Below are 24,997 nucleotides of genomic sequence, written 5' to 3'. Positions count from 1 at the left end.
CCATTGGCCACCCGGCACATTGCGCCGGAAACTGATGTAAATCCTGGTGCGGGCTGTTATAACGCGCCTTATCCGCCCCCAGGCGGAACACATTCACCTGCAGATCGCTCCCTGTCAGCCGGGGGATCCAGACTGCCATTGCCGGAGATGTAAACATGGCTATTGCATACCCACGCCCTTCTCAGGAAGTGCACGCAACATCGCCGTTGCTGTACCGCAAAATCACCTGGAGACTGATCCCGTTTCTTTGCCTGTGTTACCTGGCCGCTTACCTTGACCGCATCAACGTGGGCCTGGCCAAGTTGCAAATGGCCGATCAGTTGGCGTTGAGCGAAGCGGCCTTCGGTTTGGGCGCCGGGCTGTTTTTCGTCGGTTATATTCTGTTCGAAGTGCCGAGCAACCTGGTGCTGCAGCGCGTCGGCGCCCGGCTGTGGATTGCCCGCATCATGATCAGTTGGGGGCTGCTTTCCACCGCCACCATGTTTGTCACTACGCCGATGCAGTTTTACGTTATCCGGTTCCTGCTCGGCGTTGCCGAAGCCGGCTTCCTGCCGGGCGTGCTGTTCTATCTGACCATGTGGTTCCCCAGTTGGCGCCGTGGCCGCATCATCGCGCTGTTTATGCTGGGGCTGCCGCTGTCGAGCGTGATCGGCGGGCCGCTGTCCGGCTGGATCATGGGGCATTTCGATATGCGCCACGGCCTGCACGGCTGGCAGTGGCTGTTCCTGCTTGAGGGCCTGCCAAGCGTGCTGCTGGGCATCATGACCTTCTGGATGCTGCCAGACCGTTACCAGCAGGTGAATTGGCTGAACGCCGAAGAAAAACAGCAGTTAGCCAGCGATCTGAAGCGCGATGAGGCCGAAACCGACCACACCAACCACCGCTTTCGCGACGGCTTTTTCAACCTCAAGGTGTGGATGCTCGGCGGGATTGATTTTTCGATACTGCTCAGCGCCTATGCCATGGGCTTCTGGATGCCTTCGTTTATCAAAACCGCCGGGGTGGCGGACATCACCCACATCGGGATGCTGACCGCCATCCCAAGCATCGCGGCATTGCTTGGCATGCTGCTGATCGGCGCCAGTTCCGATCGCCACCGCGAACGGCGCTGGCATATCATCGCACCGTTCTGGATTGGCGCCGCCGCCATGGCCGCCAGCACCTTTTTCACCCATAACGTCTTCGCCACCGTACTGCTGTTTTCCGTGGCGCAGGCGACGATTATCGGCGCGGTGCCGGTGTTCTTCAGCCTGCCGGCCACCTTCTTGCGCGGCGCGGCGGCGGCCACCGGCTTTGCCCTGGCCTGCTCGCTGGCCAACATTGCCGGGCTGGTGAGTAATTCGCTGATGGGGTTGGCTATCGATCTGACCGGCAGTGGCAGCGGCGCGCTGTGGGCCTTCGCCGCCTGCCTGCTGCTCAGTTCACTGCTGGTGGTGGCGCTGCCGGCGCGGGTGGTGAACCGCTAAGGCATGAAACGGTAACCGACGCCGGTTTCCGTCAGCAGATGGCGGGGCCGCGCCGGATCGTCTTCCAGCTTCTGGCGCAGGTGGCCCATGTAGATGCGCAGGTAGTGGCTGTGTTCCACGTAGTTTGGCCCCCAGACGTGGCTCAGCAACTGGCGCTGCGTGATCACTTTGCCGGGGTTGGCCAGCAACTCGGCCAGCAGGCGGAACTCAATCGGCGTCAGGTGCAGCGCTTCGCCGTTGCGCTGCACCTGGCGGTTGATTAAATCCACCGTCACCTGCGAAAACGTCACCAGCGGGCTTTCTTGCTGGCTGCCGGCATGGCGGCGCAGCGCCACCCGCACTCTGGCCAGCAGTTCACCGATACCGAACGGCTTGCTAAGATAATCATCCGCCCCGGCGTCCAACGCGGCGATTTTGTCTTCTTCAGCATGGCGCGCCGACAGCACAATCACCGGGATGGCGCTCCACTGGCGCAGATCGCGGATATAGCTCACCCCGTCGCCGTCCGGCAACCCCAGATCAAGAATAATCAGATCCGGCTTACGCGTACCGGCCTCGATCAGGCCGCGCTGCAGCGTTTCGCTCTCAAACACCCGCAGCCCTTCGTTTTCCAACGCGGTACGCACGAAGCGGCGGATCTCTTTCTCGTCTTCGACAATCAGAATATTGGTTGGCGTGCTGGTCACAGGTCCCCTTCGGCGTTATGGCAAATCAAAACGTTCTTCATCCATTAGCGGCGGTGTTTCCAACGGCAGGCGGAAGTTGAAGCTGGCGCCGCCGTTGGCGCCGTTTTCCGCCCAAATGCGCCCGCCGTGTATTTCAACAATCGCACGGCAAATCGCCAGCCCCAGGCCGACGCCGGGGATCGCCGACTCTTTGTTGCCGCGGGCGAACTTATCGAAAATCTGCTGCACCTGCTCCGGCGGGATGCCGGGGCCGTTGTCCCAGACCTCCACCGCCAGCCAGCCCGGCTGCACGCGGGCGCGGATGCCCATCATAGCATCGGGGCCGGCATACTTGATGGCATTTTCCAGCAGGTTGCTAAACACCCGCTCCAGCAGGCTGCCGTCGCAATTGATCAGCACCATGGGCGCCGGCAGCTCTACCTTGATCTGGCGCGGGCTAAGCAGCGGTTCAAGCATATGCAGCGCGGCGCCGACGATCTCTTCCAGCGATTGCCACTCTTTGCGCAGGCTAAAACCGCCGGACTGCAGGCGCGCCATGTCCAGCAGGTTATTCACCAGCCGGGTGGTGCTAAGCACCTGCTGGCGCATCTGGCCGGCCTGATGCGCCTGGGATGAACCTTCCGCCGCCAGGGCCTGCGCCAGCAGTTCGGCCTGGCCCAACAGCACCGTCAGCGGTGTGCGCAAATCATGGGACAGCGCCGCCAACAGTGAATTGCGCAGCTGTTCGCGCTCCGTATCCAGCCGCGCCTGTTCCGCGCTGTGCGCCAGGTGCAAGCGCTCCAGCGCACTGGCGATCAGCACGGTGAAGGTCTGCAACAAGCGCTGCTGCTCCGGCACCATCAACTGGCGCAGGCTTTGTGGCTCGATCGCCAGCAGACCGAAGGTGTGCTGCGAGGCTCGCAGCGGCAACAATTGGTAAGGCAACGCCGGCAGGGTATCAGTGCCGGCGCCGGCCGGCTGGCCTTTATCAAAGCTCCAACGGGCGATCGCTTCATCCACCGCCTGCAGGCTATTCTCGCCGCCCTGTGGCTGCAAGCGGCCGTCTTCCTGCGGCAACAGCAGCGCGGCCTTGGCCTGAAAGCTGCTGGCCAGAAAATGGCTGCTGGTCTTGGCGATATCCGCCGCGGTCAGCGATTGGCTCAGGCCATGCGACATTTCATACAGATAGCGGGCACGCTGTTCGCGGTAGCGGGCAACCCGCGCCTGGTAGCGCACCCCGGCGGTCAGGTTGCCGACGGTGATGCCCACGATCAGCATCACGCCGAACGTCAGCAGGTATTGCACATCGCTGACCGAAAACGACCATTCGGGCTGGACGAAAAACAGATCGAAGCTGGCAACGTTAATCACGGCCGCCAGTACCGAAGGCCAGCGGCCGAACAACAGCGCGATAATCACCACGCCGAGCAGATACACCATCACCAGGTTGGCCTGGTCAAAGCCCGGCAGCAGCCACTGGAAAAACAGCGTGATCAACGCACACAGCGCAAACGCCACCGCGCAGCCACGCAGTTGAACGCGCCATTTGTCGCCCATCGGGCGGCTATCGGCTTCCTTCACCGGCGGCGGCGTGCAGGTTTCCTCCAGCGCCACCACCAGCAGATCAACATCCGGGCCGAGCCTGGCGAGCCGATCGGCAAAGCGGCGGCGCAGCGGCCAGCGCCGTTCGGGCCGCCGGCCAATCACTATCTTGCCCAGGTTATGCTCACGGGCATAACGCAGCACCGCACGCTCTGCGCTGGGATCGGCCAGGGTCGCCGTCTCTGCCGACAGATCCTGCGCCAGCTTCAGCGCCCGCAGCACAGCGCGGCGCTGGCTTTCCGGCAGGCGATGCAGCTGCGGCGTTTCCACATACACCGCGTGCCACTGGCAGCCAAGCCGCGCGGCCAGGCGGGCGGCGATACGCACCAGCTTTTCATTGCCGCCGCCCGGCCCGATGCACAGCAAAATGCTGTCGCGGGTGTGCCAAACCTTGTCCTGGCCGAGCGGATCGCGGAAGGCGCGCATCTGCTCATCCACCCGATCGGCGGTGCGGCGCAGCGCAAGCTCACGCAGGGCGATCAAATTGCCCTTGCGGAAAAAGTGCTCGATGGCGCGCTCGGCCTGGCCGGGGATATACACTTTGCCTTCGTTCAAACGCTGGCGCAGATCGTCCGGCGGCAAATCCACCAGCACCACCTCCGCCGCCTCGTCAAATACGTGGTCGGGCACCGTTTCACGGATCTGCACCCCGGTCACGCCGCAGACCACGTCGTTCAGGCTTTCCAAATGCTGCACATTGACCGTGGTCAGCACGTCGATGCCGGCATCCAGCAGCTCTTCCACGTCCTGCCAACGTTTGGGATGGCGTGACCCCTGCGGGTTACTGTAGGCCAGCTCGTCGATCAGGATCAGCGCCGGGCGGCGAGCCAGCGCCGCGTCCAGATCGAATGCCGCCAGCACCCGCCCGCGGTGGCGAATACGCTTTGGCGGCAACTGCGCCAACCCGGCCAACAGCGCGGCCGTTTCGCGTCGGCCGTGGGTTTCCACCACCCCCACCAGCACATCCAACCCCTGGGCGCGCTGGCGCTGCGCTTCTTGTAGCATGGCATAGGTCTTCCCCACGCCGGCGCAGGCGCCGAAAAACACCTTCAGCCGGCCGCGCGGCGTTTCATTCGCCACCGCCAGCAGGCTGTCGGGATCGGGGCGTTGCGGTTCCTGCTCTACCATCGCTGTTCCTTTATGCTTAACGCAAACGGGGCCAAGATATCAGCCCCGGAGTATTGCCCCCTGCCGGGGCGGCGCGATTATTTCAACGCATCCAGCGCCATGTTCAATGACAACACATTAACCACCGTTTCGCCCATAAAGCCAGGGAAGGCGCGCACGGTGTGCTGTTCAATCAGTTTCGCTACCGTGGCAGGCGGCAGGTGGCGGGCGCTCGCTACGCGGGCCGCCTGATAGTGCGCCGCCGCCAGCGAGATTTGCGGATCCAGCCCGCTGGCCGACGCGGTGAGCAAATCGACCGGGATTGGCCCCTGCATCGCCGGGTTCGCCTGGCGCAACGCGGCCGCACGCGCGCTGACGGCCTGGTCTAACGCCGGGTTGCTGGCGGCCAGGTTACTGCCGCCCGAAGCCAGCGCATTATAGGCAGAATCGGCGGTGGCCGACGGCCGCCCCCAGAAATACCCCGGCCGGCTAAACGGCTGGCCGATTAACGCCGAGCCGGCCACCCGGCCCCCTTGGTACAGCAGCGAACCATTGGCGCGCTCGGCAAACAGCAGTTGCGCCAACCCGGTCGTCAACAGCGGGTAGGCGATACCGGTGAGCAGCGCCAGCACAACCAGCATCACCAACGCAGGACGTAAATAAGCCATCATAATTTCCTCGTTATCTTAACCCGCGAGATGCAGGCCAACCAGCAACAGATCGACCAGCTTAATGCCGGCAAACGGCACCAACAGGCCGCCGACACCGTACAGCCATAAATTGCGCCGCAGCAGCGCCGCCGCGCTCATCGCCTGATAGCTCACCCCTTTCAGCGCCAGCGGGATCAGAAAAACGATCACCAGCGCGTTGAAGATCACCGCCGACAGGATGGCCGAAGCCGGTGAATGCAGTCCCATCACATTCAGCGCATTCAACTGCGGATAGGTGGCGGCGAACGCCGCCGGAATAATGGCGAAGTACTTCGCCACGTCGTTGGCGATGCTGAAGGTGGTCAGCGAACCGCGCGTCATCAGCATTTGTTTACCGATGTGCACCACTTCGATCAGCTTGGTGGGGTTGGAGTCCAAATCAACCATGTTGCCCGCTTCCTTCGCCGCCTGGGTGCCGGAGTTCATCGCCACCGCGACATCGGCCTGCGCCAGCGCCGGCGCATCATTGGTGCCGTCGCCGGTCATCGCCACCAGCCGCCCTTCCGCCTGGTACTGGCGGATCAGCGCCAGCTTGGCTTCCGGCGTGGCCTCGGCCAGAAAATCGTCCACCCCGGCTTCGGCGGCAATCGCGGCGGCGGTCAGCCGGTTATCGCCGGTGATCATCACCGTTTTAATGCCCATTTTGCGCAGTTCGGCAAAGCGTTCCTTAATACCGCCTTTGACAATGTCTTTTAGCGCGACCACCCCCAGCACCCGCGGCCCTTCGGCCACCACCAGCGGGGTGCCGCCGCTGCGTGCCACGCTTTCCACCAGGTTATCGACCGCCGGCGGGAAGTGCCCCTGGTTGGACTCCACGTATTTGCGGATGGCATCCACCGCGCCTTTGCGGATCGCCCGCTGTTGCACGTTGACGCCGCTCATCCGGGTTTGGGCGGAAAACGGCACGAAGGTGGCGTTCAGCGTATGCAGATCGCGCTCGCGCAGGTTAAAGCGCTGTTTGGCCAGCACCACGATGCTGCGCCCTTCCGGGGTTTCATCCACCAGCGAAGCCAACTGCGCGGCGTCTGCCAGCGCCTGTTCTTCCACGCCCGGCGCCGGCAGGAACGACGAGGCCTGGCGGTTGCCAAGGGTGATGGTGCCGGTCTTATCCAGCAGCAGCACGTCCACGTCGCCGGCGGCCTCTACCGCTCGCCCGCTGGTGGCGATCACATTGGCGCCCAGCATGCGGCTCATCCCGGCCACACCGATGGCGGACAACAGCCCGCCGATGGTGGTGGGGATCAGGCACACCAGCAGCGCCACCAGCACCGTAATGCTCACCACCGTGCCGCTGCCCGCCGCCGCCACGCTGTAAGCGGAAAACGGCAGCAACGTCGCGGTGGCCAGCACGAACACGATGGTCAACGCCACCAACAGGATGGTCAGCGCCACTTCGTTCGGCGTTTTACGGCGCTTGGCCCCTTCCACCATGGCGATCATCCGGTCAAGGAAGGTTTCGCCGGGGTTGACGCTGCACTGCACCACCAGCCAGTCGGACAGTACGCGGGTCCCGCCGGTCACCGATGAAAAATCGCCGCCGGATTCGCGGATCACCGGGGCCGATTCGCCGGTGATGGCGCTTTCATCCACCGACGCGCCCCCTTCCAGCACTTCGCCGTCGCAGGGGATGGTATCGCCGGCTTCCACCAGCACCACGTCGCCTTTACGCAGGCTTTCCGCCGGTACCTTTTGGCTAGCGCCTTCACGGTCCGGCGAGGCCAGTTTTTTCGCCCAGCGGGTTTTTTTCGTGCCTTTCAGGCTTTCCGCCTGCGCCTTGCTGCGCCCTTCCGCCAGCGCTTCGGCCATGTTGGCGAACAGCACGGTGAACCATAGCCATAATGCAATGCTGCCGGTGAAGGCGGCATCGCCCTCGGCGTTGCCGGTCAGCATCGCCAACCAGATACCGCTGGTCAGAATGCTGCCGAGATACACCACGAACATCACCGGGTTGCGCCATTGCACGCGCGGATCGAGTTTTTTCACCGCGTCGAATAATGCGCGGCGCACCAGAGCAGGCTCAAACAGTGCGCGTTGTGTGCGTGTCATCGATTTTCTCTCTCTTGATAACGGTGATCAGTTAGCCAGCCAATGCTGTAAATGCTCGGCCACCGGCGCCAGCGCCAGCGCCGGAATGAAGGTCAGTGCGCCCACCAGCAGCACCGTGCCGATCAGCAAGCCAATAAACAGCGGCCCATAGGTTGACAGGGTGCCGTTGCCCACCGGCTGCCGCGGCTTCACGCTCAGTGAACCGGCAATCATCAATACCGGGACGATCACCCCGAAGCGGCCGACCAACATGGCGAACGCCAGCAGCAGGTTATAAAACGGGGTGTTGACGCTCAGCCCGGCGAATGCGCTGCCGTTGTTGTTGGCGGCGGAGGATACGGCGTACAGCACCTCGCTCAGCCCATGCGCGCCGGGATTCAGGATCCCGGCACGCCCGGCGGCGGTGGCGATCGCCAATGCGCTGCCCAACAAGACCAGCGTTGGAGTGATCAGGATCGCCAGCGCGGTCATTTTCATCTCGTACACGTCAATCTTCTTGCCGAGGTATTCCGGCGTGCGGCCAATCATCAGCCCGGCGATAAACACCGTCAGCAACACGAACAGCAACATGCCGTACAGGCCAGAGCCGACACCGCCGAACACCACCTCGCCTATCTGTATCAGCCACATCGGCACCATGCCGCCCAGCGCGGTGAATGAATCCAGCATGGCGTTCACCGCACCGCAGGAGGCGGCGGTGGTCACCACGTTAAACAGGCTGCTGGCGAGAATACCGAAGCGCGCCTCTTTGCCTTCCATATTGATGTTGCTTGCGCCGCCCAGCGCCGAGAGGTGCGGGTTGCCCGCCAGTTCGGCGGTCATCACCGCCGCGACCGCCACCACGAAGATCAGGCTCATCGCCCACAGCAGCGCGTGGCCCTGGCGGTTTTCACCGGCCAGTTGGCCAAAGGCCAGGCACAGGGCACAGGGGATCAGGAACGTCGCCAGCATCTGCACCATGTTGGTCAGCGCCGTTGGGTTTTCAAACGGATGGGCGGAGTTGGCGCCAAAAAAGCCGCCGCCGTTGGTGCCCAGCATTTTAATCGCCTCCTGCGAGGCCACCGGCCCCATAGGCAACACCTGCGCCGCGCCCTCCAGCGTTTGCAAATGCAGGTACGGCTGCAGGTTCTGCAACACGCCCTGACTGACGAAAAACAGCGCCAGCAGCAGGGAAAGCGGCAGCAACACATACAGCGTGATACGCAGGATATCCAGCCAGGCGTTGCCGACGGTGGCGCTGCCCTGGCGGGTTAGCGCGCGGATCAGCGCAAAGGCCACGGCAATGCCGCTGGCGGCCGACAGGAAGTTTTGCACGGTCAACCCAGCCATCTGGCTGAAATAGCTCAGGGTATTTTCACCGCTGTAGGCCTGCCAGTTAGTGTTGGTGACAAAGCTGACGGCGGTATTCAACGCCAGGTGCCATGACAGCCCCGGCATCCCCTGCGGATTGAGCGGCAGCACGCCCTGCGCGATCAGCAGCGCAAACAACAACAACAGGCCGAACAGGTTGAACAGCAAAATGGCCAGCGCATACTGCCAGCCGTTCATTTCCGCCTGGTTGCCGGCGCCACAGCAGCACCACAGCACGCGTTCAAGCGGCCGCGCCACCGGCAAGGGTTCGCCTTCGATCAGCCGTGCCAAAAAGCGCCCCAACGGCTGCGCAAGCACCAATAGCGCCAGCAGGAAGCTGGCGGTCAATAAAAACGCCTGTGCCGCCATCAGAAATCCTCCGCATTGAACAGGGCGTAAACCAGGTAGCCCAATAGCAGCAGCACCAACAGCCCACCGCCAATAACGCTGATATTCACAAGACACCCCCACAGGTGTGATTTTGGATAGAGGGAGTCTAGGGTGAGGGGTAAAAAGAAGATGAAAAAATAGCGCTGCGGGCTGTAAAAAAAGTATAAAAACGGCAACCTTTCCCGCCGCATTAGCGCCGATCGCCACCTTGATGCGCGCAAACCCGCCAGGTGTATCTGCCCATTAAACAAACACAAACTTGCTGATTCTTCTTATCAGTATCTTTAAACACCGTTGCAGGACACCGCGCCACGGGCGGCCTATAGTGCCAAAGCCGTTATCATTTGCGGAGAGGATCATGAGAAAGATGAAGAGTGCCTTGTCAGTGGCCGGCCTGCTGGTGATGGCCAGTTTCAGTGCGCCGATATTTGCCTGGCCGCATGGGCCTGGCCCGGGGAGAGATTACCCCTGGGGCCCGCCGTTCGTGCCCTGGGGCGAGGTGATTATCGACTACCCGCCCCCGCCGCCGCATGTGATCTACGTTGAGCCGCCACACCCGCAGGCATGGGTGGAAAAGGCGCCGCATTATCGCTACTACTGCCCCGATCCGGCCGGGTACTATCCGCAGATCGCGCGCTGCCCGAGAGGATGGATGAAAGTCGTGGCCGATCATGCCCAACCCGATAGAGAAGATGATTAAAATGAAAAAGGCTTATACGCAGTTGTCGCTTTTGCTTGCAGGCGTTGCGCTGGCCGGCTGTGTCTCAACGCCCACGGCGCCTTCGGTGATGGCGATGCCGGGCAGCAGCAAATCTTACGAACAGTTCAGGCTGGATGACGCCACCTGCAGGAACGCGGCCTACAACACCCTTGGCGGCGCCGCCGACGCCTCCAACAACCAAGGCCTGGCCACCGTCGCCGCCGGTACCGTCATCGGTACGGCCGCCGGCGCGCTGCTTGGTTCAGCCGGTGGCCCACGCGGCACTGCCAACGGTGCGGCGATCGGCGCCGCCGGCGGGCTGCTGGCCGGCACGGCGGTGGCCAATGGCAACGGCGGCTACAGCCAGGGTTCGCTGCAGGATCAGTACGACGTCATTTACATTCAATGTATGTACGCCAAGGGCAACAAGGTGCCGCAGTCATACACCTGGGATGAACGCACCGAGCAGGACGCCGCGCCAGAGGTGCCGCCCGATTACCATCCCTAACGCTTGCAACCGGCTGGCGCGCTCAGGCAAGGGCAACCAGTGCCCTTACCTGCTGCGGGCTTAGGGCCGGCCCGTTGGCCGCCGCCGCATTTTCGGCCATGTAACGCGGGTTGCCGGTGCCCGGTATCGCGCAGGTCAGCGCCGGGTTGGCGAGCAAAAACTTCAACGCCAGTTGCGCCCATGACGCCGCGCCCACCTCGGCGGCCCAGGCGGGCAACGGCCGGGAAGCCAACCGGCGCAGCAGGCCGCCGCCGCCAAATGGCGTATTACAAATCACCGCGACGCCGCGCGCCTGCGCCAACGGCAGCAAACGCGCTTCGGCGTCACGATCGTCCAGCGCGTAATTGATCTGCAAAAAGTCCAGTTCAGTGCTGTTCAGCACCTTTTCCAACGCGTCATAAGCCGTGCTGGTGTAGTGCGTCACACCGATATAGCGGATACGCCCCGCGGCTTTCATCTCGCGCAGCGCCGGCAAATGCGCCTGCCAGTCCACCAGATTATGAATTTGCATCAGATCGATGCGATCGGTTTGCAGCAGGCGGAAAGATTCTTCCATCTGCCGGATGCCGGCCATGCGGCCTGAAGTCCATACCTTGGTGGCAAGAAACGCACGCGGCCGTGGCTGACGCACGCTCAGCAGTTCCCCCACCGCCTGTTCCGCCCGCCCATACATCGGGGAACTGTCGATCACGCTACCACCAGCGGCAAACAGCGCATCCAGCACGGCGGGCAGTTTGGCATAGTCACTGCTGCCGGGGCTGACGTCAAAGCTGCGGTAGGTGCCAAGCCCGATCACCGGCAGTGCCTCCCCACTGCTGGGAATAGGCCGGGTGGGCATCGGCCGGGCCTGTGGCGTGGGGCCTGGCGGCGCCCCGGCGGCCACCCGCAACACCCCGCCGGTGGCGCACACCGCCGCCAGGCGCAACAGTTGGCGCCGATTCAACGCGGCCATCGCCCGCCGCCCTCCCGCCGGCGGCAACGCGGGCAGCCCAATGCCGCCCCTTTCAACTGATTGTTTGTGGTATCCATCGCGAACCCCCGTGGTGAACAAACCCATTGGCAACTGATATGAATATAGTCGCCCTGGCCTGCGGCAGGGCCGACGCCCCCACGACGATGGCGGTAACCGCGGATATTTACATTTACTTACACCATAAATGATAATAAGCACGATTATCATTTATATGGCATGCGTTTTTTAGGCTATGGTGGGGGCGTTATGCCGCACTGGCATAACGCTCATTACCACCGGAAAAACAGCAAGATACCGCAGCCGGTTGACTATCAAGAATGGATTGCCGCCGAGCGATATCGTGCATTTACTATGGAAAGTATGATGATAAAACACCCGTTTACTCCCCGTATGCCGCTGCTGGCAGTGGCCATCGTGGCGGCCTTCACCTTGACGGCCTGCCAGGCGCCGGCCCCGAAGGCCGCCGTGCAACCCCCCGCCGCCGCAACGCCTGCCAACGTGCAACAAAATGAGCTGGGGGATGGCCTGTACGAAATGGCCTACAGCCAGCCGGCGCAGGCTATTTTTGTCGCCAGCGCGCAATCGTTCAAAGGGGTTAACGGCGGCATAGTTTACCGCCTTAACCCGGCAACGCTGGCGCTGACCGGCACCACCCATACCGATCTGAAAAACTTTGGTATGGCGATCGATCCCGCAGGCACCACGCTGTATCTCACTAACACCCTCGATGGCGGCGTTACCGCCGTGGATACCGCAACCGGCAAAGTAAAAAATCGCCTGTTGATCGGCGATAAAAACCAAAAAGGCACCTTTTACGGCGCACGTGAAATTATCTATCATGACGGCGCGTTGTATGTCGGCGGCGTGCGCGATCCAGGCGTCATTTGGGTTGTGGACGCGAAAACCCTGGAGCTGAAATCGCGCATCAAAAACGCCGGCAAATGGGTGACGGGGTTGTTGTGGTCGCCGACGGCTCAGCGTATTTATGCCGCCAACGGCGGCGGTGAAATCCTGGTGATCAACCCGCGTAATCAGCAGATCGAAGCGCGCTGGCGGCCGGACGACGGCAAGGAATACCTGTTCCTCAACCTGGCGGAAGATCCCGCCACCGGCCGGCTGTTTGTGACCGACAATTCCAAAGCGAAAACCACGCTGGTGTTCGATGAGCACAGCGGCAAGGTGATTAAACGGTTGGATACCGGCGACGCGCTGGGCATCAAATTCAACCCGGTGCGCAACGAGCTTTACATCACGCAACGTGCAGCCGGCAAGGTATTGCAGGTGGATGCCACTAGCTATGCGGTGAAACAGAGCTGGACGTTCGAGCCGCACCCGAACAGCCTGCTGGTGTCGCCGGATGGCCAAACGCTGTACGTGACGGTGAAACAAGATTTGAACAAAGATACCTCATCCAAAGGGCCGGATAAGGTGGTGCGGATCCCGTTGAACCCGGCGGCGCCGGCACACTAGGAATAATGCAGCCAGCCATGCTGGCTGCATCATCAGGCGGCCCTCCGCCCTACTTCTGGTTATCCTTCAGCACAATCAACGGCTCAATATCGCTCTCTTTTTTGATCACCAGCGAATCATCGCCGCGCAGACAGGTGCCGGCATAGTTGCCGCCAACGGTGAAGGTGCAGACCTGAATATACTTACCGGCAACCTTTGGCAGGCACCACAGTTGCTGGTAGATATTTTTGCGATCGACAAACTGGCCGGAAGTCTGATCGAGCACCTCATCATGATGGCTGACCAGATCGATGTTGCTGCCGCAGCGCCCGGAAATCGGTTTGATCGCGTAACCGGTTTTCGCCAGCTCGTCATTGACCACAAAATCGGTATCCAGCAGGTAGCGGTGGTTCGGGAACAGCGACCACAGCACCGGCAGGATCGCTTTGTTGCCCGGGATCACCGTCCACAGCGGTTCGAAAACCATCACTTCGGGGCGCATCAGCACGTCAATCAGGCGCACTTCGTGATCCGGGCGGCCGGTGCGGATCGGCACCGCCGCATATTCGGCGGCGCTGACTTCGCGTACCTGTTCAATCACTGTCTCCCAGGCCCAGGTTTTCCACACGCAGTTCACCAGCCGGCCGTCGCCATCAATAAGCTGCCCGGCGGCATCCCAGCTCAGCTCATCAAGCCCGTAGAGGATTTTGCTGTCGAAGCCGGCCTGCGTCAGCGAACGCTGCATAAACTGGGCGTGGTAATTCTCTTCCAGATCCGCATCCTGCATGATGTGCACAAACGGCCGTGCCAGGCTGTGTTTCCACGCGCCGGTCAGCTCGCCGAGCAACTCTTCCCCAGGGTTGTAGCCTTGGCCGCTATAGCCCTTTTGCAACCACTGTTCGAGGATCAGCCCGCATTCGGTGTGGCAGGATGCGGAATCCGCATTGTATTCGTACACTTTCAAGCCGCGTTCATCCATGCAGAAATCCATGCGGCCGGTGATCATATCGTGCCGGCGGCGCTGCCAAGAGAGGCGTAAACGCGGCCAGAGAATTTTCGGAATATCAAACAGCGCCAGCAAATTGTCATCTTTCAGCACCTTGTCAGTCGCGTGCAGGTACATCAGATGCAGTTCATTGGTCGCCTTGTTCAGCTCCTGTTCGGCGCTTTCGGTAATGGTGAAATATTTATAGGGATCCTGGTTGATAATGTGGCCGCCGTTAGCTTGCACATAGGCCATCTGTAACGGATCCTGCTCGTTGAGCCATTTACCGTCGAACTGGCCGTGGTTTTCCAGCCGGGCGCCATGAATGACCAACTCTTCACCGGGAATACCTGGCTGCGGCAGGCTGTGCGTGGTGTCGTCGGTCTGGATCATCCAGCCGAGGATGGTGGTGTCATCGAAGGTATCGCGAAGGGTGTAATGGCCATCGGCCACCTCAAGCGCCAGTTCGCGCGTCCACTGCTGCCCCTGCGGCAACAGTGCGTCAACCACGTTCTGCTCGGCAATGCGCACTTTATTGCCCCGCAACTGGGTGATCACCGCCACGTGGCCGGTTTTACTGAACTCGCCGCCTTTTTGCCAGATCAGCAGCGCACCGGCTACCGGCGGGCGGCGCGAGCCGTTGGCAAAGGCCTGTAAAGGCAGGATATCGTCGTTCACCACCTGGCGTAAAAAGCGCAGCGAGAAGATTTCATAGGCCATACCGACATCGGTAAAAACGAAGCCATAGGTCAAAAACAGAAAGCGGCGGGCGAACTCCACGCACTGCCACTTGTGCCCCATGTATTCGTTATCGATATAGCTGCGAAATGAAGCGTCATCCGGCAGGTTTTGCCGATCAAGACTGCTGTAATTTGATGAATAAATCGCTACGCCACCTGGCGCATACCCCAACAACGTGCCAAACGGTGCATCGTTGTCTGCTGTTTCCTTACTCATTACCTGACCTTACCTTCATGCTGCCCAGACAGCCGGCCGAAGAAAATCCCCTGAGAGCCCCGTCCAGGCAATAGCTGAAACAAGAGAATTATCATAGCACCGCTGGCGCAGGATGACGGCGCCAAAGCCGAGAATCCGCACTTTTTAGCGCCGTGCCGGCCAGGCAGGCACGTTCGCCAACACCTGTTAAACTACCTGAACATCCATCAACAAGGCAGGCAACATGTCAGACAATCACTATCAACCGCCAAAGGTATGGGAATGGAAGCAAGATAACGGCGGCACGTTCGCCAACATCAACCGCCCGGTTTCAGGGCCGACGCATGAAAAGGCCCTGCCTGTGGGTCAGCACCCGCTGCAGCTTTACTCGCTGGGCACGCCCAACGGCCAGAAAGTGACCATCCTGCTCGAAGAGTTGCTGGCGCTCGGCGTTAGCGCAGCGGAATATGATGCCTGGCTGATCCGCATTAACGAAGGCGAGCAATTCTCCAGCGGTTTTGTTGCCGTCAACCCCAACTCGAAAATCCCGGCGCTGAGCGACCATTCCACCACGCCGCCGATCCGCGTATTCGAATCCGGCAATATCCTGCTGTATCTGGCGGAAAAGTTCGGTCACTTCCTGCCGCAGGACCTGGCCGGACGCACGGAAACCCTGAACTGGCTGTTCTGGCTGCAAGGTTCCGCACCGTTCCTTGGCGGCGGTTTTGGCCATTTTTACAACTATGCGCCGGTGAAAATCGAGTACGCCATCGATCGCTTTGCCATGGAGGCCAAACGCCAACTGGACGTGCTGGATAAACAGCTAGCGCGCGGCAGGTACGTAGCGGGCAACGAATACACCATTGCCGATATGGCTATCTGGCCGTGGTACGGCAACCTGGTGCTTGGCAATGTCTACAACGCGGCGGAGTTTCTGGATGCCGGCAGTTACCCCAACGTGCTGCGCTGGGCCAACGATGTCGGCAACCGCCCGGCGGTCAAACGCGGGCGCATCGTTAACCGCAGTTTTGGCCCGCTTGATCAACAACTGCATGAACGCCACGCCGCCAGCGATTTCATCAACAATACTGAAGATAAGCGCCAGGCATAGCCGCAGCGGCTCACAACCAGTGCTGCGCGCGGATCCGTTCGCCATCGCTAAAGCGCGCCAGGCGGAACGGGTGTGGATCCACACTGGGGGGGGCGCCGGTCGCCAAATCCGCCATCAGTTGGCCGGCGCCCGGCGCGATGCCGAAGCCGTGCCCCGAGAAGCCGGTGGCCAGAAACAGCCCCGGCACCGCCGGCACATCGGAAATCACCGGAATGGCGTCCGGCATGGTGTCGATCATGCCGCCCCAGCTTTGCGCAATCGGCAGCGGCGCCAGGGCGGGGAACGCCTGCAGCAGATTATCGGCGATGCGCTGCACCGCCCGTGGATCAATTTGCGGATCGAGCACCCGAATGTGTTCATAAATCGACACCCTATCCGCCTGGCCCGGCCGCCAATACAGCAGCTCTTCCATAAAGCGCCGGCCTAGCCGCAGCGACAGCGTCTGGCGCTCCACCCGATAGGCCGGCATAAACAAACGGGCAAAGCGCAGCGAATCCGGGGTGATGTCCGCTTTGCTGGTCATGGAGCTTGCCACCGTCAATCCGCCATCCAGCCGTTTACGCAGCGCCACCGTGCCCAGACTGATGCAACTGCCGGGATCAAAATCCGTCGGCCCGGTACGAAACACCGTCGACAGCACCTTAAGCTGCGGCAGGGTTACGCCGCAGCCTTGCATCAGCAGCCGCGACCAGGCGCCGCCGGCCACCACCACAGTGCGGCAACGGATGGCGCCGCGCTCGGTCACCACTTCGCTAACGCGCCCCCCCGCCCGCTCGATGGCGCGCACGGCGCAGTGTTGCTGTAGGTTCAACCCCTGCGCCATGGCGTGGGCCACCATCGCTGGCGCCGCTTTCTGCGGTTCTGCCCGCCCGTCCAGTTCAGTAAACAGCGCGCCCTGCACGCCGGCGCTCAAACCGGGCAGCTTATGTTGCAACTGGGCCTGCGTCAGCCATTCGCTGTGTATATCGTGCTGGCGCGCCTCTTGCACCCAGTGCTGGAAGCGCTGATGCTGCGCATCGCTGCGCGCGGCATAGCCGATGCCGGTGATGCGAAAGCCGGTTTCCCGGCCCAGGCGTTCATTCATCCCCTGCCATAGCTGCATGCTAAGGTTGATCAGCGGCAGCTCGCGCAGATCGCGCCCGGTGCGGCGGCACCACCCCCAGTTGCGGCTCGATTGCTCGGCCGCCACCAGGCCCTTTTCCAACAGCACCGTCGGCACGCCGCGCGCCACCAGCGCCAGCGCCGTCGCCACCCCCACGATCCCGCCGCCAACCACCACCACTTCCGTTTCATGCGGAAATTCAGGCGATGACACCACCAAATCAACATTCGGCCCCATAGTTCCCCCACCTCAATGATTCTCTTCTTCGATCCCGTTAACCGGGTACTCGGCCTAGTCGCTGCGGGCATCCAGCGCGTCGCGCAGGCCGTCGCCAATAAAGTTGAAGCTGGTGACGGCGAGCGTAATCGCGATGCCCGGCGCCAACGCCAGCCAGGGTGCACGCACCAGATACTGTTGGGCGCCGTTCAACATGTTGCCCCAGCTGGGTAACGGCGGCTGAATGCCGTAACCCAGGAAGCTGATGTAGGCTTCAAGCAAAATGGCGCGCGCCACGGTGAGCGTGGCGGCCACGATGATCGGCCCGATCACGTTGGGCAACAGTTCACGGAACATGATCCAACGGTTCGACAGCCCCAGCATCCGCGCCGCCAGGATAAACTCACGCTCGCGCAGTGAACGGACTTCGGCCTCCACGATGCGCGCCACCTCCATCCAACTGGTGACGGCGATAATCACGGTGATCATCAGCGGGCTGGGTTTAATAAACGCCGCCAGCGCCAGTAGCAAAAAGACGCTGGGAAATGACAGGAAGGCATCGACCACGCGCATCAACAGGTTGCCGATGCGGCCGCCGAAATAGCCCGCAGTGATGCCGATCGCCACGCCAAACAGAATGCTAAGCAGCATGGAAAAGAAGCCCACCAGCAGCGAAATACGCCCGGCCATCAGCAACCGCGCCAGGGTATCGCGCCCCAGCGGATCGCTGCCCAGCAGGTGCCAGCCGGTCAGCGGCGGCGCGAAACGGTTGCGTAAATCGATATGCAAATCGTCAAACGGCAACAGCAGCGGGCCGAAGGCGCATGCCAGGGTCATCAACACAATCATAATCAGCCCGGCGCAGGCCATACGATGGCGCAGAAAGCGGCGCAGCGTACGGCTGTGCCACCAATGGTGCGCGGAAGAATGCGCGGTTATAACCGAAGAAGCGGTCATCATCGTCTCCTTATGCGGGGCGAATACGCGGATCGATCACGGCGGTCAGCACGTCTGCCAGCAGGTTGCCCAGCAACACCAGAATGGCGGAGCACATCAACAGCCCCATCACCACCGGGTAATCGCTGTAGCCCAGGCTGTCGAGAAACAGCCGCCCCATGCCGGGCCAGGTGAACACCGTTTCCGCCACCAGCGCCCCGCCCAGCAAGGTGGGCAATTGCATCCCCGCCAGCGTGATCATCGGCAACAACGCGTTGCCCACCACATGCTTCATCAACACCCGGCGCGGCGTTAGCCCCTTGGCTCTGGCGGTTTTCACAAAGTCCTGGTTGATCACATCCAGCGTTGCGCTGCGCATATAGCGGCTCCAGATCGCGACATCGACAAAGGTCAGCACCAGCACCGGCAAAACCAGGTGCCGCGCCACATCCAGCACCGAGCCATCGCCCATGGTGTACATATTGCCCGCCGGCAGCCATTGCAGCTTCAGCGCAAAAACATAAATGGCCACCAGGCCGAACCAGAAGGTGGGAATGGAAAGCGCAATCATCGAGGCGACGGTGGCGATTTCGTCAAACAGGCTGTAGCGCCGCACGGCGCTGCGGATACCCACCCAGGTACCGATGGTGGCGGCCAGCACGCCGGACGTCACCATCAGCAATAAGGTGGCGGGAATATGGGCGAAAATAATCGTCAGCACCGGCTGCCCGTCCCGGTATGAGCGGCCCCAATCGCCGCGCAGCAAATGGCTCAGCCAATCCAGATACTGCACCGGCAGCGGGCGGTTCAGCCCCATCTGCTCGGCAATGCGGTGCAGCGCCTCCTGGCTCATGCCGGGGGTGAGCGTGTACTGCGACAGCGGGCCGCCCGGCGCCAGATTCAGCGCCGCGAAACCGATAAGCGAGATCAAAAACAGCAGTACAACGCTTTGCCACAGCCGCCGTATCAAAAAGTTCAGCATGATCACCTCTCCACCTGAATACATCCCGCCGGCAGCGCGCCGCCGGCCGCTGAACGCGATTAGCTATGCCAATACCAGGTGCCCACGTTCCAGCTGTCGATACGCACATTGATATTCGGAATAACGTTTTCGATCCCCTGCTTATGCCCGCGCACGGTAGCAAACGGGAACAACGGCAGGAAAGGCATATCCTGGCGCACGATTTCCTGGATTTTCATATACACCGCCTTGCGCTGTTCCGGCACGAAGGTGGCGCTGCCTTCGCTCAACAGGCGGTCAACTTCCGGGTTTTGATATTGGAAGGTGTTCTGCCCTGAGCCCCCTTTGGCCGGGATCGCGGTAGAACGCATATAGTCGGAGGTGTCCGGATCGGCACCGGTCAGGAAGTTCAGCCCGACGATGGAGGAATCAAACTGCGACATCATCCAGAACTCCCCCCACATCACCGCCGGCGGCAGGTTGGCGATTTTCATCTCAATGCCCACCTCCTGGAAGGTTTGCTGCAGGAACTGCTGCATTTGCTCGCGCAGGTGGTTGCCTGCGGTCGTGGAGTTGTTAAACGACAGACGAACGCCGTTCTTTTGGCGGATGCCGTCGGAACCAGGCTGCCACCCGGCTTCATCAAGGATCTGTTTGGCCTTATCGAGGTTGAACTCATGCTTGGGCAACGCAGCGTTGTAATACTGGGAGCCAACCGGCATATAGGTTTCCGTTGGCTTCGGTAGCCCATAGTAGAGGGAATCGATGATGGTCTGCTTATCGATGGCGTAATAGATCGCCTGGCGCACCGCCAGCTCCTGGAACTGCGGCTTGCCCAGGTTAAAGGCGAAGTTTTCCACCGTCGCGCTGGCGACGACCTCCACCGCCTTGCCCGGCAGCTTTTTGGCGTCGTCGTAATGATCGGCCGTAATCCACTGTAGGCCGACCACATCAATATCCCCTGATGCGAACTGGGTATACATCACGTTCAGATCGGGGATGTACTTGTAAATGATCCGTTCCAGATACGGCCCATCGTTGAAGTAGTCCGCATTGGCCAGCAATTCAATATGATCGCCGGGGATGCGCCGCTGCCATTTGTAAGGCCCGGTGCCCACCGGCGCATTGTTGAACGGCGCGGTGTTCTTGTCGGCCAGCGGCCCAAGAATATGCTCGGGCACGATGAAGGTTGACGCCAGAATCGAGGTATAAGGCGCGAAAGGTTTCTCCATGCGCCAGGTGATTTCCGTTGGCGAAACCACCTGGATATCCCGCACCAACTCATGCCCGGTTTTACGCCAACTGCGGAAGTTGGGATCTACCAGCAGCTCAAGGGTGAACTTCACATCCCTGGCGGTGAAAGGCTGGCCATCATGCCATTTAACGCCGTCGCGCAGTTTGATGCGAAACTGCAGGCCATCGGCAGAGATGCCGCCATTCGCCACCGTCGGCACTTCCACCGCCAGCGAGGGGGTGAAATTGCCCTGCGGATCGATGGCAAACAGCGGATCAAATAAACTGAAGTGCAACCCTTCATCAACTTCGATATGCGGCAAATGCGGGTTGAACACGGTGGGCTCCTGCGAGAAACCGATAATCATCTGCCCCTTGCGCTGGGCCGGCGGGGCCGCCTGCGCGCGCCCCACACCAAACAGGTTGGGCAGCGCCAGTGTGGCCGCGCCGGCCGCCATATAGATCAGCGCCTTGCGGCGGGAAAGCTGGGGTAATGCGTCGGTAAGCTTATCGGTCATCGTGATTCCCTCGGTTTAAGGTCTGACAAGGCCATCGCGGCCAGGCTAACGATCAAATGCCGCTGATGATGTCGATTTTGGAACCGTCTGAAAAACGTGAAAAACGAAACGCCCTCGGATCGACAATCGGTGGCCTGCCCAACACCAGATCCGCCATCAACCGCCCCGCCGCCGGCCCAATGCCGAAGCCGTGGCCGGAAAAACCGGTGGCGATAAAAAAGCCCGGCAGGCTATCCACCGGCGAGATAACCGGCACCGCGTCCGGAACAACGTCGATGTACCCGGCCCAGCGCTGGGCAATGCGCGCCTGGTTGAACTGCGGAAAATGGCGTTTAAGCTGCTCAAACGGCCGCTGGGAAAGCGCCATGGAAGGCTTCGGATCCAACACCCGACAGTATTCAAACGGGCTGGCTTCATCCATCGCCCAGTGTCGGGCAAGACGTGCTTCATCCAGAAAGCGCCAGCCAAGGCGCGGCCGCAATGAGCGCCATTCGCTGCGCAGCGCCGGTAAAAACGGGCGCGCATGGCGGAAGGAATCGGGCACGATATCCACGATGTTTTTATGCCCGGACGCCACGGTATAGCCGCCATCCTGCCGTTTGCGGATGGCAAAACCCTCATACCACAGCGCTTCTTCCGGCCCGCCCGCCAACGGAGCGGTGCGCAACACGCTGTTCATCACTTTCAACTGCGGCAGGCGCAATCCAAAGCGGCCGGCAAACAGCCCGGACCAGGCGCCGCCAGCCAATACCACGCTTTGGCAGGCAATGGCGCCGCGCTCGGTAATCACCGCGGAAACCCGCCCGGCGCTGGTTTCAATGCCGCGCACTGCGCACTCGGTCAAGATCGCCGCCCCATGGCGGCGCGCCGCTTCGGCCAGCGCCGGCGCCACTTTTTGCGGTTCGGCCCGGCCGTCTTCCGGCGCGTACATCGCGCCCAGCGGCACCACCGGCGTGGCCGGAAACCGCTGCTGGAACTGGCGGTTATCGAGCATATGCGTGCTGAAGGCGTAATCGCTGATGGATTGGCACCAGCGTTGGCTCTCGGCGACCTCTTTTTCGCTGTGGCAGGTAAAGACAATGCCTGCACGCTGATAGCCGGTATCCGCAGCCAACCGGCTATCCAGGGTTTGCCAAATCTTCAGCGCCTCTACCATCAGCGGGATCTCCCGTGGATCGCGGCGCGAAAGCCGCACCCAGCCCCAGTTACGGCTGGATTGCTCATGGCCGATACCGCCCTTTTCGCACAGGGCCACGCTTACCTTCTGTTCGGCAAGCTCCAGCGCTGTTGCGGCGCCGATAATTCCCCCGCCAATCACCACGACATCGACGTTTTTTGGCAATGCGCCATCGCCGTGCACAGGCACCACAAAAGGTCCAGGCATTATTCTGCTCTCTGTTCCGATGGGAAAAATAAAATCGCCCGTATATTTAACGCCGCCATGCTATTTGCATCGTGCTGATTGCAACGGGAATGAATTAATATTCTTGCGCGGCCCATTCAAATGCGCCGTTATCATGCAGCACCCGTTTAAGGATATTAATCACAAAGCCCTTTTCACGTTCAGAAACCGCCTGGAAAAATGTCTCTTCCTGTTCCGCAACCAGCTTGGTGACTTTTGCCGCCAGTTCCTGACCGTGTTCGGTGAGATAAAGCGCCTGCGAACGGTTATCGTCGATAGCAACGCTGCGGATTAATAACCCCTGGTTTTCCATTTGATTTAATAGCCGGCCCATGGCGGAACGATCGCGCATGATCACTTCGGCGATTGCCGAGGGCCGAATGCCGGGATAGCGCGCAACAATTAATAATGTGCTGATTTTCCCCGTTCCTTTCGCCACTTCCAGCCCGGCCAGCTTTTTATCCAGATCGCGCGAGACGGCGATATTGGTGCTGCGGATATAAAAACTCAGCAGTTGCCCCAGCACGCCCAGATCCAGCGCCTCGGTGCTGTGGCGGCCCACTTTCTTTTCTTGATCTGCCATCGACACCTCACGAAAGATATCCATAATCAACACCAGAAAATAACAACCGCCCACGCAAGGTTGCAAAATTATTATTGGTAGGTTAGTAGACAATTACAACTAATTTAATCATAGCTTTTTCTTATTCTCTTTGGTGCATTCAGCGCCGTTGCCCCCAATACCCCGCCACTGACATTTACCCTTTGGGAAAACTCTTCATTAATCAACCAGGCTGCGGTTATTCCCCCAAAACACCACCCATAATAAAAACATATTTTATATATCAGCGACGGCTGTATAGGGTATGAGTTAATAACAATCACCTTACATAATCTGTTAAATAAATACTTGCGCGCCAGGGGGAAGCCGCTGGCCCGGAAACGGTGCTTTACGTCACGCACGTTAGGGAAAGAGGTCGCTTGCCATGACACAGACTCAACCAGCCCCGACGCTGTCGGTGAAAAACTTAACCGTTGCCTTGCCGGCGGGCATGGATCGTCAATATGCGGTGGAAAATCTCTCGTTTGCACTCTATCCCGGTGAAATTCTGTGCATTATCGGCGAATCCGGATCCGGGAAATCCGTGACGGCGCATGCGGCGATGGGGCTGCTGCCGAAGGTGCTCACGGTGCAACACGGTGAGATATGTCTGCACGGTAAAGATCTGCTGCAGGAAACCCCGGCCGCATTGCGCAACCTGCAGGGGCGCGCCATTGCGATCATATTCCAGGATCCGCTCTCGGCGCTGAACCCGATCATGACTATCGGCCAACAGATCGTCGAAGTGATGGAAGCGCACAAGGTCGGCACGCCCGCATCACGCCAGCAAAAGGTGCTTTCCCTGCTGAGCGAAGTGGGCCTGCCAGACCCGTTGACGGTGCAACATCAGTATCCATTCAACCTCTCCGGCGGCCAGCGCCAGCGGGTGATGATCGCCATGGCGCTGGCGTTGGATCCGGATGTGCTGATCGCCGATGAGCCCACCACCGCGCTGGACGTCACCACCCAGGCGCAAATCCTGCAGTTGATCCGCACGATTCAGCAACGCAAACGCATGAGCGTGATGTTTATTACCCACGATTTCGGCGTGGTGGAAGAGATGGCCGACCGCGTGCTGGTGATGCAAAAAGGCCGCCTGGTTGAGGCCGGCGATGCGCGCCAGGTGCTATCGCAACCGGTTCATCCCTATACTCAACAGCTGATTGCCGCAGTACCGCGCATGGCCAGCCAGCCCAAACAGGCTAAGGAAAGCAGCCCGATCGTGCTGCAGGTGAATAACCTGCAGAAAACCTATAACGCTTCAGGCGGCTGGTTGACGAAGAAACGCCAAGTGCGGGCGCTTAATAACGTTAACTTCACCATCCACAAAGGCAAAACGCTGGGGATCGTCGGGGAATCCGGCTCGGGGAAATCGTCTTTAGGGCGCATTCTGGTCAAACTGCTGGCAGCGGATTCCGGGCAGATTCTGTTTGACGGGCGCGATATCGTGGCGATCTCCGAAGCGGAATTTCGCCCGCTGCGCCGCTGGATTCAGATGATATTTCAGGATCCTTTTGCCTCCCTCAATCCGCGCCAAACCATCGGCACGATTTTATCGGTCGGCCCGCTGACCCACGGCGGCATGAGCCGCCATGAAGTGCGGGAAAAGGCGCTGCGGCTATTAGCGCTGGTTGGGCTGGATGAAAGCGCCTATAACCGCTACCCACATGAGTTCTCCGGCGGGCAGCGCCAGCGCATCGGTATCGCCCGGGCGTTAATGTTTGATCCGGTATTGCTGGTGGCCGATGAGTCGGTTTCCGCGCTGGACGTTTCCGTTCAGGCGCAGGTGCTGCAGTTGCTGGCCGACGTGCAGCAAAAAACCCAGGTCGCCATCATGTTCATCACCCACGACTTGCGCGTGGCGAGCCAGATTTGCGATGAAATCGCCGTGCTGTACAAGGGCGAGATCGTTGAGCAAGGCACCCCGCATGAGGTGTTCTTTTCCCCACACCATCCCTATACCCAAAAGCTGGTGAGCGCCATCCCCGGCAGCGAACGTTAAAACGCTTCATCGCATTGCCGCGGATACC

20 protein-coding genes are annotated in these 24,997 nt (G+C 60.7%); 6 read left to right on the top strand and 14 right to left on the bottom strand.

Translation table 11 applies throughout. The features are described 5' to 3' along the window. Positions 1–155 precede the first annotated feature (155 nt). Positions 156–1,466: an MFS transporter gene (locus ABFX35_RS04920; RefSeq protein ID WP_346079532.1), complete on the top strand. Its 1,311-nt coding sequence runs from the start codon at positions 156–158 to the stop codon at positions 1,464–1,466. On the opposite strand, the gene kdpE is transcribed toward ABFX35_RS04920, so the two are convergent. The 6 genes from kdpE to ABFX35_RS04890 all read right to left on the bottom strand — a co-directional run bounded on the left by kdpE (position 1,463) and on the right by ABFX35_RS04890 (position 9,404). Beyond that, entirely contained in the window at positions 1,463–2,152 is a 690-nt protein-coding gene (gene kdpE, locus ABFX35_RS04915; RefSeq protein ID WP_095844997.1) for a two-component system response regulator KdpE, read from the bottom strand. The two genes, ABFX35_RS04920 and kdpE, sit on opposite strands and share 4 nt — an antisense overlap. A gap of 15 nt (positions 2,153–2,167) precedes the next feature. Next, positions 2,168–4,861 carry a two-component system sensor histidine kinase KdpD gene (gene kdpD, locus ABFX35_RS04910; RefSeq protein ID WP_346079530.1) on the bottom strand — a complete coding sequence of 898 codons (2,694 nt, stop codon included), beginning with the start codon at positions 4,859–4,861 and terminating at the stop codon, positions 2,168–2,170. Between the two features lie 77 nt (positions 4,862–4,938). After that, the gene (gene kdpC / locus ABFX35_RS04905) at positions 4,939–5,508 is read right to left on the bottom strand and encodes a potassium-transporting ATPase subunit KdpC (protein ID WP_279024781.1); all 570 of its coding nucleotides are present in this window, start codon (positions 5,506–5,508) and stop codon (positions 4,939–4,941) included. A gap of 18 nt (positions 5,509–5,526) precedes the next feature. Beyond that, positions 5,527–7,596, bottom strand: a complete 2,070-nt coding sequence (kdpB, locus tag ABFX35_RS04900) for a potassium-transporting ATPase subunit KdpB (RefSeq protein WP_095845000.1) — start codon at positions 7,594–7,596, stop codon at positions 5,527–5,529. A gap of 27 nt (positions 7,597–7,623) precedes the next feature. Further along, positions 7,624–9,315, bottom strand: coding sequence for a potassium-transporting ATPase subunit KdpA (gene kdpA, locus ABFX35_RS04895; RefSeq protein WP_346079527.1), 1,692 nt, complete (start codon positions 9,313–9,315; stop codon positions 7,624–7,626). Further along, positions 9,315–9,404 (bottom strand): K(+)-transporting ATPase subunit F, encoded by a 90-nt coding sequence (locus tag ABFX35_RS04890; protein WP_121525186.1) that lies wholly within the window; start codon positions 9,402–9,404, stop codon positions 9,315–9,317. Before ABFX35_RS04890 ends, kdpA begins: the two co-directional genes overlap by 1 nt. A 290-nt stretch (positions 9,405–9,694) precedes the next feature. On the opposite strand from ABFX35_RS04890, the gene ABFX35_RS04885 reads away from it, so the two are divergent. Both ABFX35_RS04885 and ABFX35_RS04880 read left to right on the top strand, forming a co-directional pair. Beyond that, entirely contained in the window at positions 9,695–10,036 is a 342-nt protein-coding gene (locus tag ABFX35_RS04885; protein ID WP_346079525.1) for a hypothetical protein, read from the top strand. 1 nt (position 10,037) lies between these two features. Next, a complete protein-coding gene (locus ABFX35_RS04880; protein ID WP_346079523.1) occupies positions 10,038–10,544 on the top strand; it encodes a glycine zipper family protein in 507 nt (168 codons plus the stop codon). Between the two features lie 22 nt (positions 10,545–10,566). Here ABFX35_RS04880 and ABFX35_RS04875 read toward each other — a convergent pair whose 3' ends face one another. Beyond that, positions 10,567–11,496: an aldo/keto reductase gene (locus ABFX35_RS04875; RefSeq protein WP_346079521.1), complete on the bottom strand. Its 930-nt coding sequence runs from the start codon at positions 11,494–11,496 to the stop codon at positions 10,567–10,569. A 381-nt stretch (positions 11,497–11,877) separates the two neighbouring features. Here ABFX35_RS04875 and ABFX35_RS04870 point away from each other — a divergent pair, with 381 nt between their 5' ends. Further along, positions 11,878–12,987: a YncE family protein gene (locus ABFX35_RS04870; protein WP_423783646.1), complete on the top strand. Its 1,110-nt coding sequence runs from the start codon at positions 11,878–11,880 to the stop codon at positions 12,985–12,987. Positions 12,988–13,036: 49 nt separating this feature from the next. Here the strand turns inward: ABFX35_RS04870 and gss are convergent, their stop codons facing one another. Next, complete coding sequence (gene gss, locus ABFX35_RS04865) at positions 13,037–14,908, bottom strand: bifunctional glutathionylspermidine amidase/synthase (RefSeq protein WP_346079519.1); 1,872 nt, start codon at positions 14,906–14,908, stop codon at positions 13,037–13,039. Positions 14,909–15,131: 223 nt separating this feature from the next. On the opposite strand from gss, the gene yghU reads away from it, so the two are divergent. Continuing rightward, the gene (gene yghU, locus ABFX35_RS04860) at positions 15,132–15,998 is read left to right on the top strand and encodes a glutathione-dependent disulfide-bond oxidoreductase (RefSeq protein WP_346079517.1); all 867 of its coding nucleotides are present in this window, start codon (positions 15,132–15,134) and stop codon (positions 15,996–15,998) included. Positions 15,999–16,008: 10 nt separating this feature from the next. Here yghU and ABFX35_RS04855 read toward each other — a convergent pair whose 3' ends face one another. The 6 genes from ABFX35_RS04855 to ABFX35_RS04830 form a co-directional block, all read right to left on the bottom strand. Further along, entirely contained in the window at positions 16,009–17,337 is a 1,329-nt protein-coding gene (locus ABFX35_RS04855; protein WP_346079515.1) for an NAD(P)/FAD-dependent oxidoreductase, read from the bottom strand. Between the two features lie 54 nt (positions 17,338–17,391). After that, positions 17,392–18,276, bottom strand: a complete 885-nt coding sequence (locus tag ABFX35_RS04850; protein ID WP_230469408.1) for an ABC transporter permease — start codon at positions 18,274–18,276, stop codon at positions 17,392–17,394. A 7-nt stretch (positions 18,277–18,283) separates the two neighbouring features. Continuing rightward, positions 18,284–19,234 (bottom strand): ABC transporter permease, encoded by a 951-nt coding sequence (locus ABFX35_RS04845; RefSeq protein WP_279026993.1) that lies wholly within the window; start codon positions 19,232–19,234, stop codon positions 18,284–18,286. A 59-nt stretch (positions 19,235–19,293) separates the two neighbouring features. Next, positions 19,294–20,964, bottom strand: coding sequence for a peptide ABC transporter substrate-binding protein (locus ABFX35_RS04840; RefSeq protein WP_346079513.1), 1,671 nt, complete (start codon positions 20,962–20,964; stop codon positions 19,294–19,296). A gap of 52 nt (positions 20,965–21,016) precedes the next feature. Further along, positions 21,017–22,348, bottom strand: a complete 1,332-nt coding sequence (locus tag ABFX35_RS04835) for an NAD(P)/FAD-dependent oxidoreductase (protein ID WP_279026989.1) — start codon at positions 22,346–22,348, stop codon at positions 21,017–21,019. 94 nt (positions 22,349–22,442) lie between these two features. Continuing rightward, positions 22,443–22,973 (bottom strand): MarR family winged helix-turn-helix transcriptional regulator, encoded by a 531-nt coding sequence (locus ABFX35_RS04830; protein ID WP_346079511.1) that lies wholly within the window; start codon positions 22,971–22,973, stop codon positions 22,443–22,445. Positions 22,974–23,352: 379 nt separating this feature from the next. Between ABFX35_RS04830 and ABFX35_RS04825 the strand changes: the two genes are divergently transcribed. Next, positions 23,353–24,969 (top strand): ABC transporter ATP-binding protein, encoded by a 1,617-nt coding sequence (locus tag ABFX35_RS04825; protein WP_346079509.1) that lies wholly within the window; start codon positions 23,353–23,355, stop codon positions 24,967–24,969. The last annotated feature ends 28 nt before the right edge of the window (positions 24,970–24,997 follow it).

It is taken from the genome of Gibbsiella dentisursi (genome assembly GCF_039539505.1).
Taxonomy (GTDB): Bacteria; Pseudomonadota; Gammaproteobacteria; order Enterobacterales; family Enterobacteriaceae; genus Gibbsiella; species Gibbsiella quercinecans.
This window is presented reverse-complemented; position numbering and strand designations above follow the sequence as displayed.

Coding starts and splice junctions, on each gene's coding strand:
- gss (WP_346079519.1), bottom strand. CDS start 14,908: ATGAGTAAGGAAACAGCAGACAACGATGCACCGTTTGGCACGTTGTTG.
- kdpD (WP_346079530.1), bottom strand. CDS start 4,861: ATGGTAGAGCAGGAACCGCAACGCCCCGATCCCGACAGCCTGCTGGCG.
- kdpC (WP_279024781.1), bottom strand. CDS start 5,508: ATGGCTTATTTACGTCCTGCGTTGGTGATGCTGGTTGTGCTGGCGCTG.
- ABFX35_RS04880 (WP_346079523.1), top strand. CDS start 10,038: ATGAAAAAGGCTTATACGCAGTTGTCGCTTTTGCTTGCAGGCGTTGCG.
- ABFX35_RS04835 (WP_279026989.1), bottom strand. CDS start 22,348: ATGCCTGGACCTTTTGTGGTGCCTGTGCACGGCGATGGCGCATTGCCA.
- ABFX35_RS04850 (WP_230469408.1), bottom strand. CDS start 18,276: ATGATGACCGCTTCTTCGGTTATAACCGCGCATTCTTCCGCGCACCAT.
- ABFX35_RS04870 (WP_423783646.1), top strand. CDS start 11,878: ATGATGATAAAACACCCGTTTACTCCCCGTATGCCGCTGCTGGCAGTG.
- yghU (WP_346079517.1), top strand. CDS start 15,132: ATGTCAGACAATCACTATCAACCGCCAAAGGTATGGGAATGGAAGCAA.
- ABFX35_RS04875 (WP_346079521.1), bottom strand. CDS start 11,496: ATGGCCGCGTTGAATCGGCGCCAACTGTTGCGCCTGGCGGCGGTGTGC.
- ABFX35_RS04920 (WP_346079532.1), top strand. CDS start 156: ATGGCTATTGCATACCCACGCCCTTCTCAGGAAGTGCACGCAACATCG.
- kdpB (WP_095845000.1), bottom strand. CDS start 7,596: ATGACACGCACACAACGCGCACTGTTTGAGCCTGCTCTGGTGCGCCGC.
- ABFX35_RS04830 (WP_346079511.1), bottom strand. CDS start 22,973: ATGGATATCTTTCGTGAGGTGTCGATGGCAGATCAAGAAAAGAAAGTG.
- ABFX35_RS04845 (WP_279026993.1), bottom strand. CDS start 19,234: ATGCTGAACTTTTTGATACGGCGGCTGTGGCAAAGCGTTGTACTGCTG.
- ABFX35_RS04885 (WP_346079525.1), top strand. CDS start 9,695: ATGAGAAAGATGAAGAGTGCCTTGTCAGTGGCCGGCCTGCTGGTGATG.
- kdpA (WP_346079527.1), bottom strand. CDS start 9,315: ATGGCGGCACAGGCGTTTTTATTGACCGCCAGCTTCCTGCTGGCGCTA.
- ABFX35_RS04855 (WP_346079515.1), bottom strand. CDS start 17,337: ATGGGGCCGAATGTTGATTTGGTGGTGTCATCGCCTGAATTTCCGCAT.
- ABFX35_RS04825 (WP_346079509.1), top strand. CDS start 23,353: ATGACACAGACTCAACCAGCCCCGACGCTGTCGGTGAAAAACTTAACC.
- ABFX35_RS04840 (WP_346079513.1), bottom strand. CDS start 20,964: ATGACCGATAAGCTTACCGACGCATTACCCCAGCTTTCCCGCCGCAAG.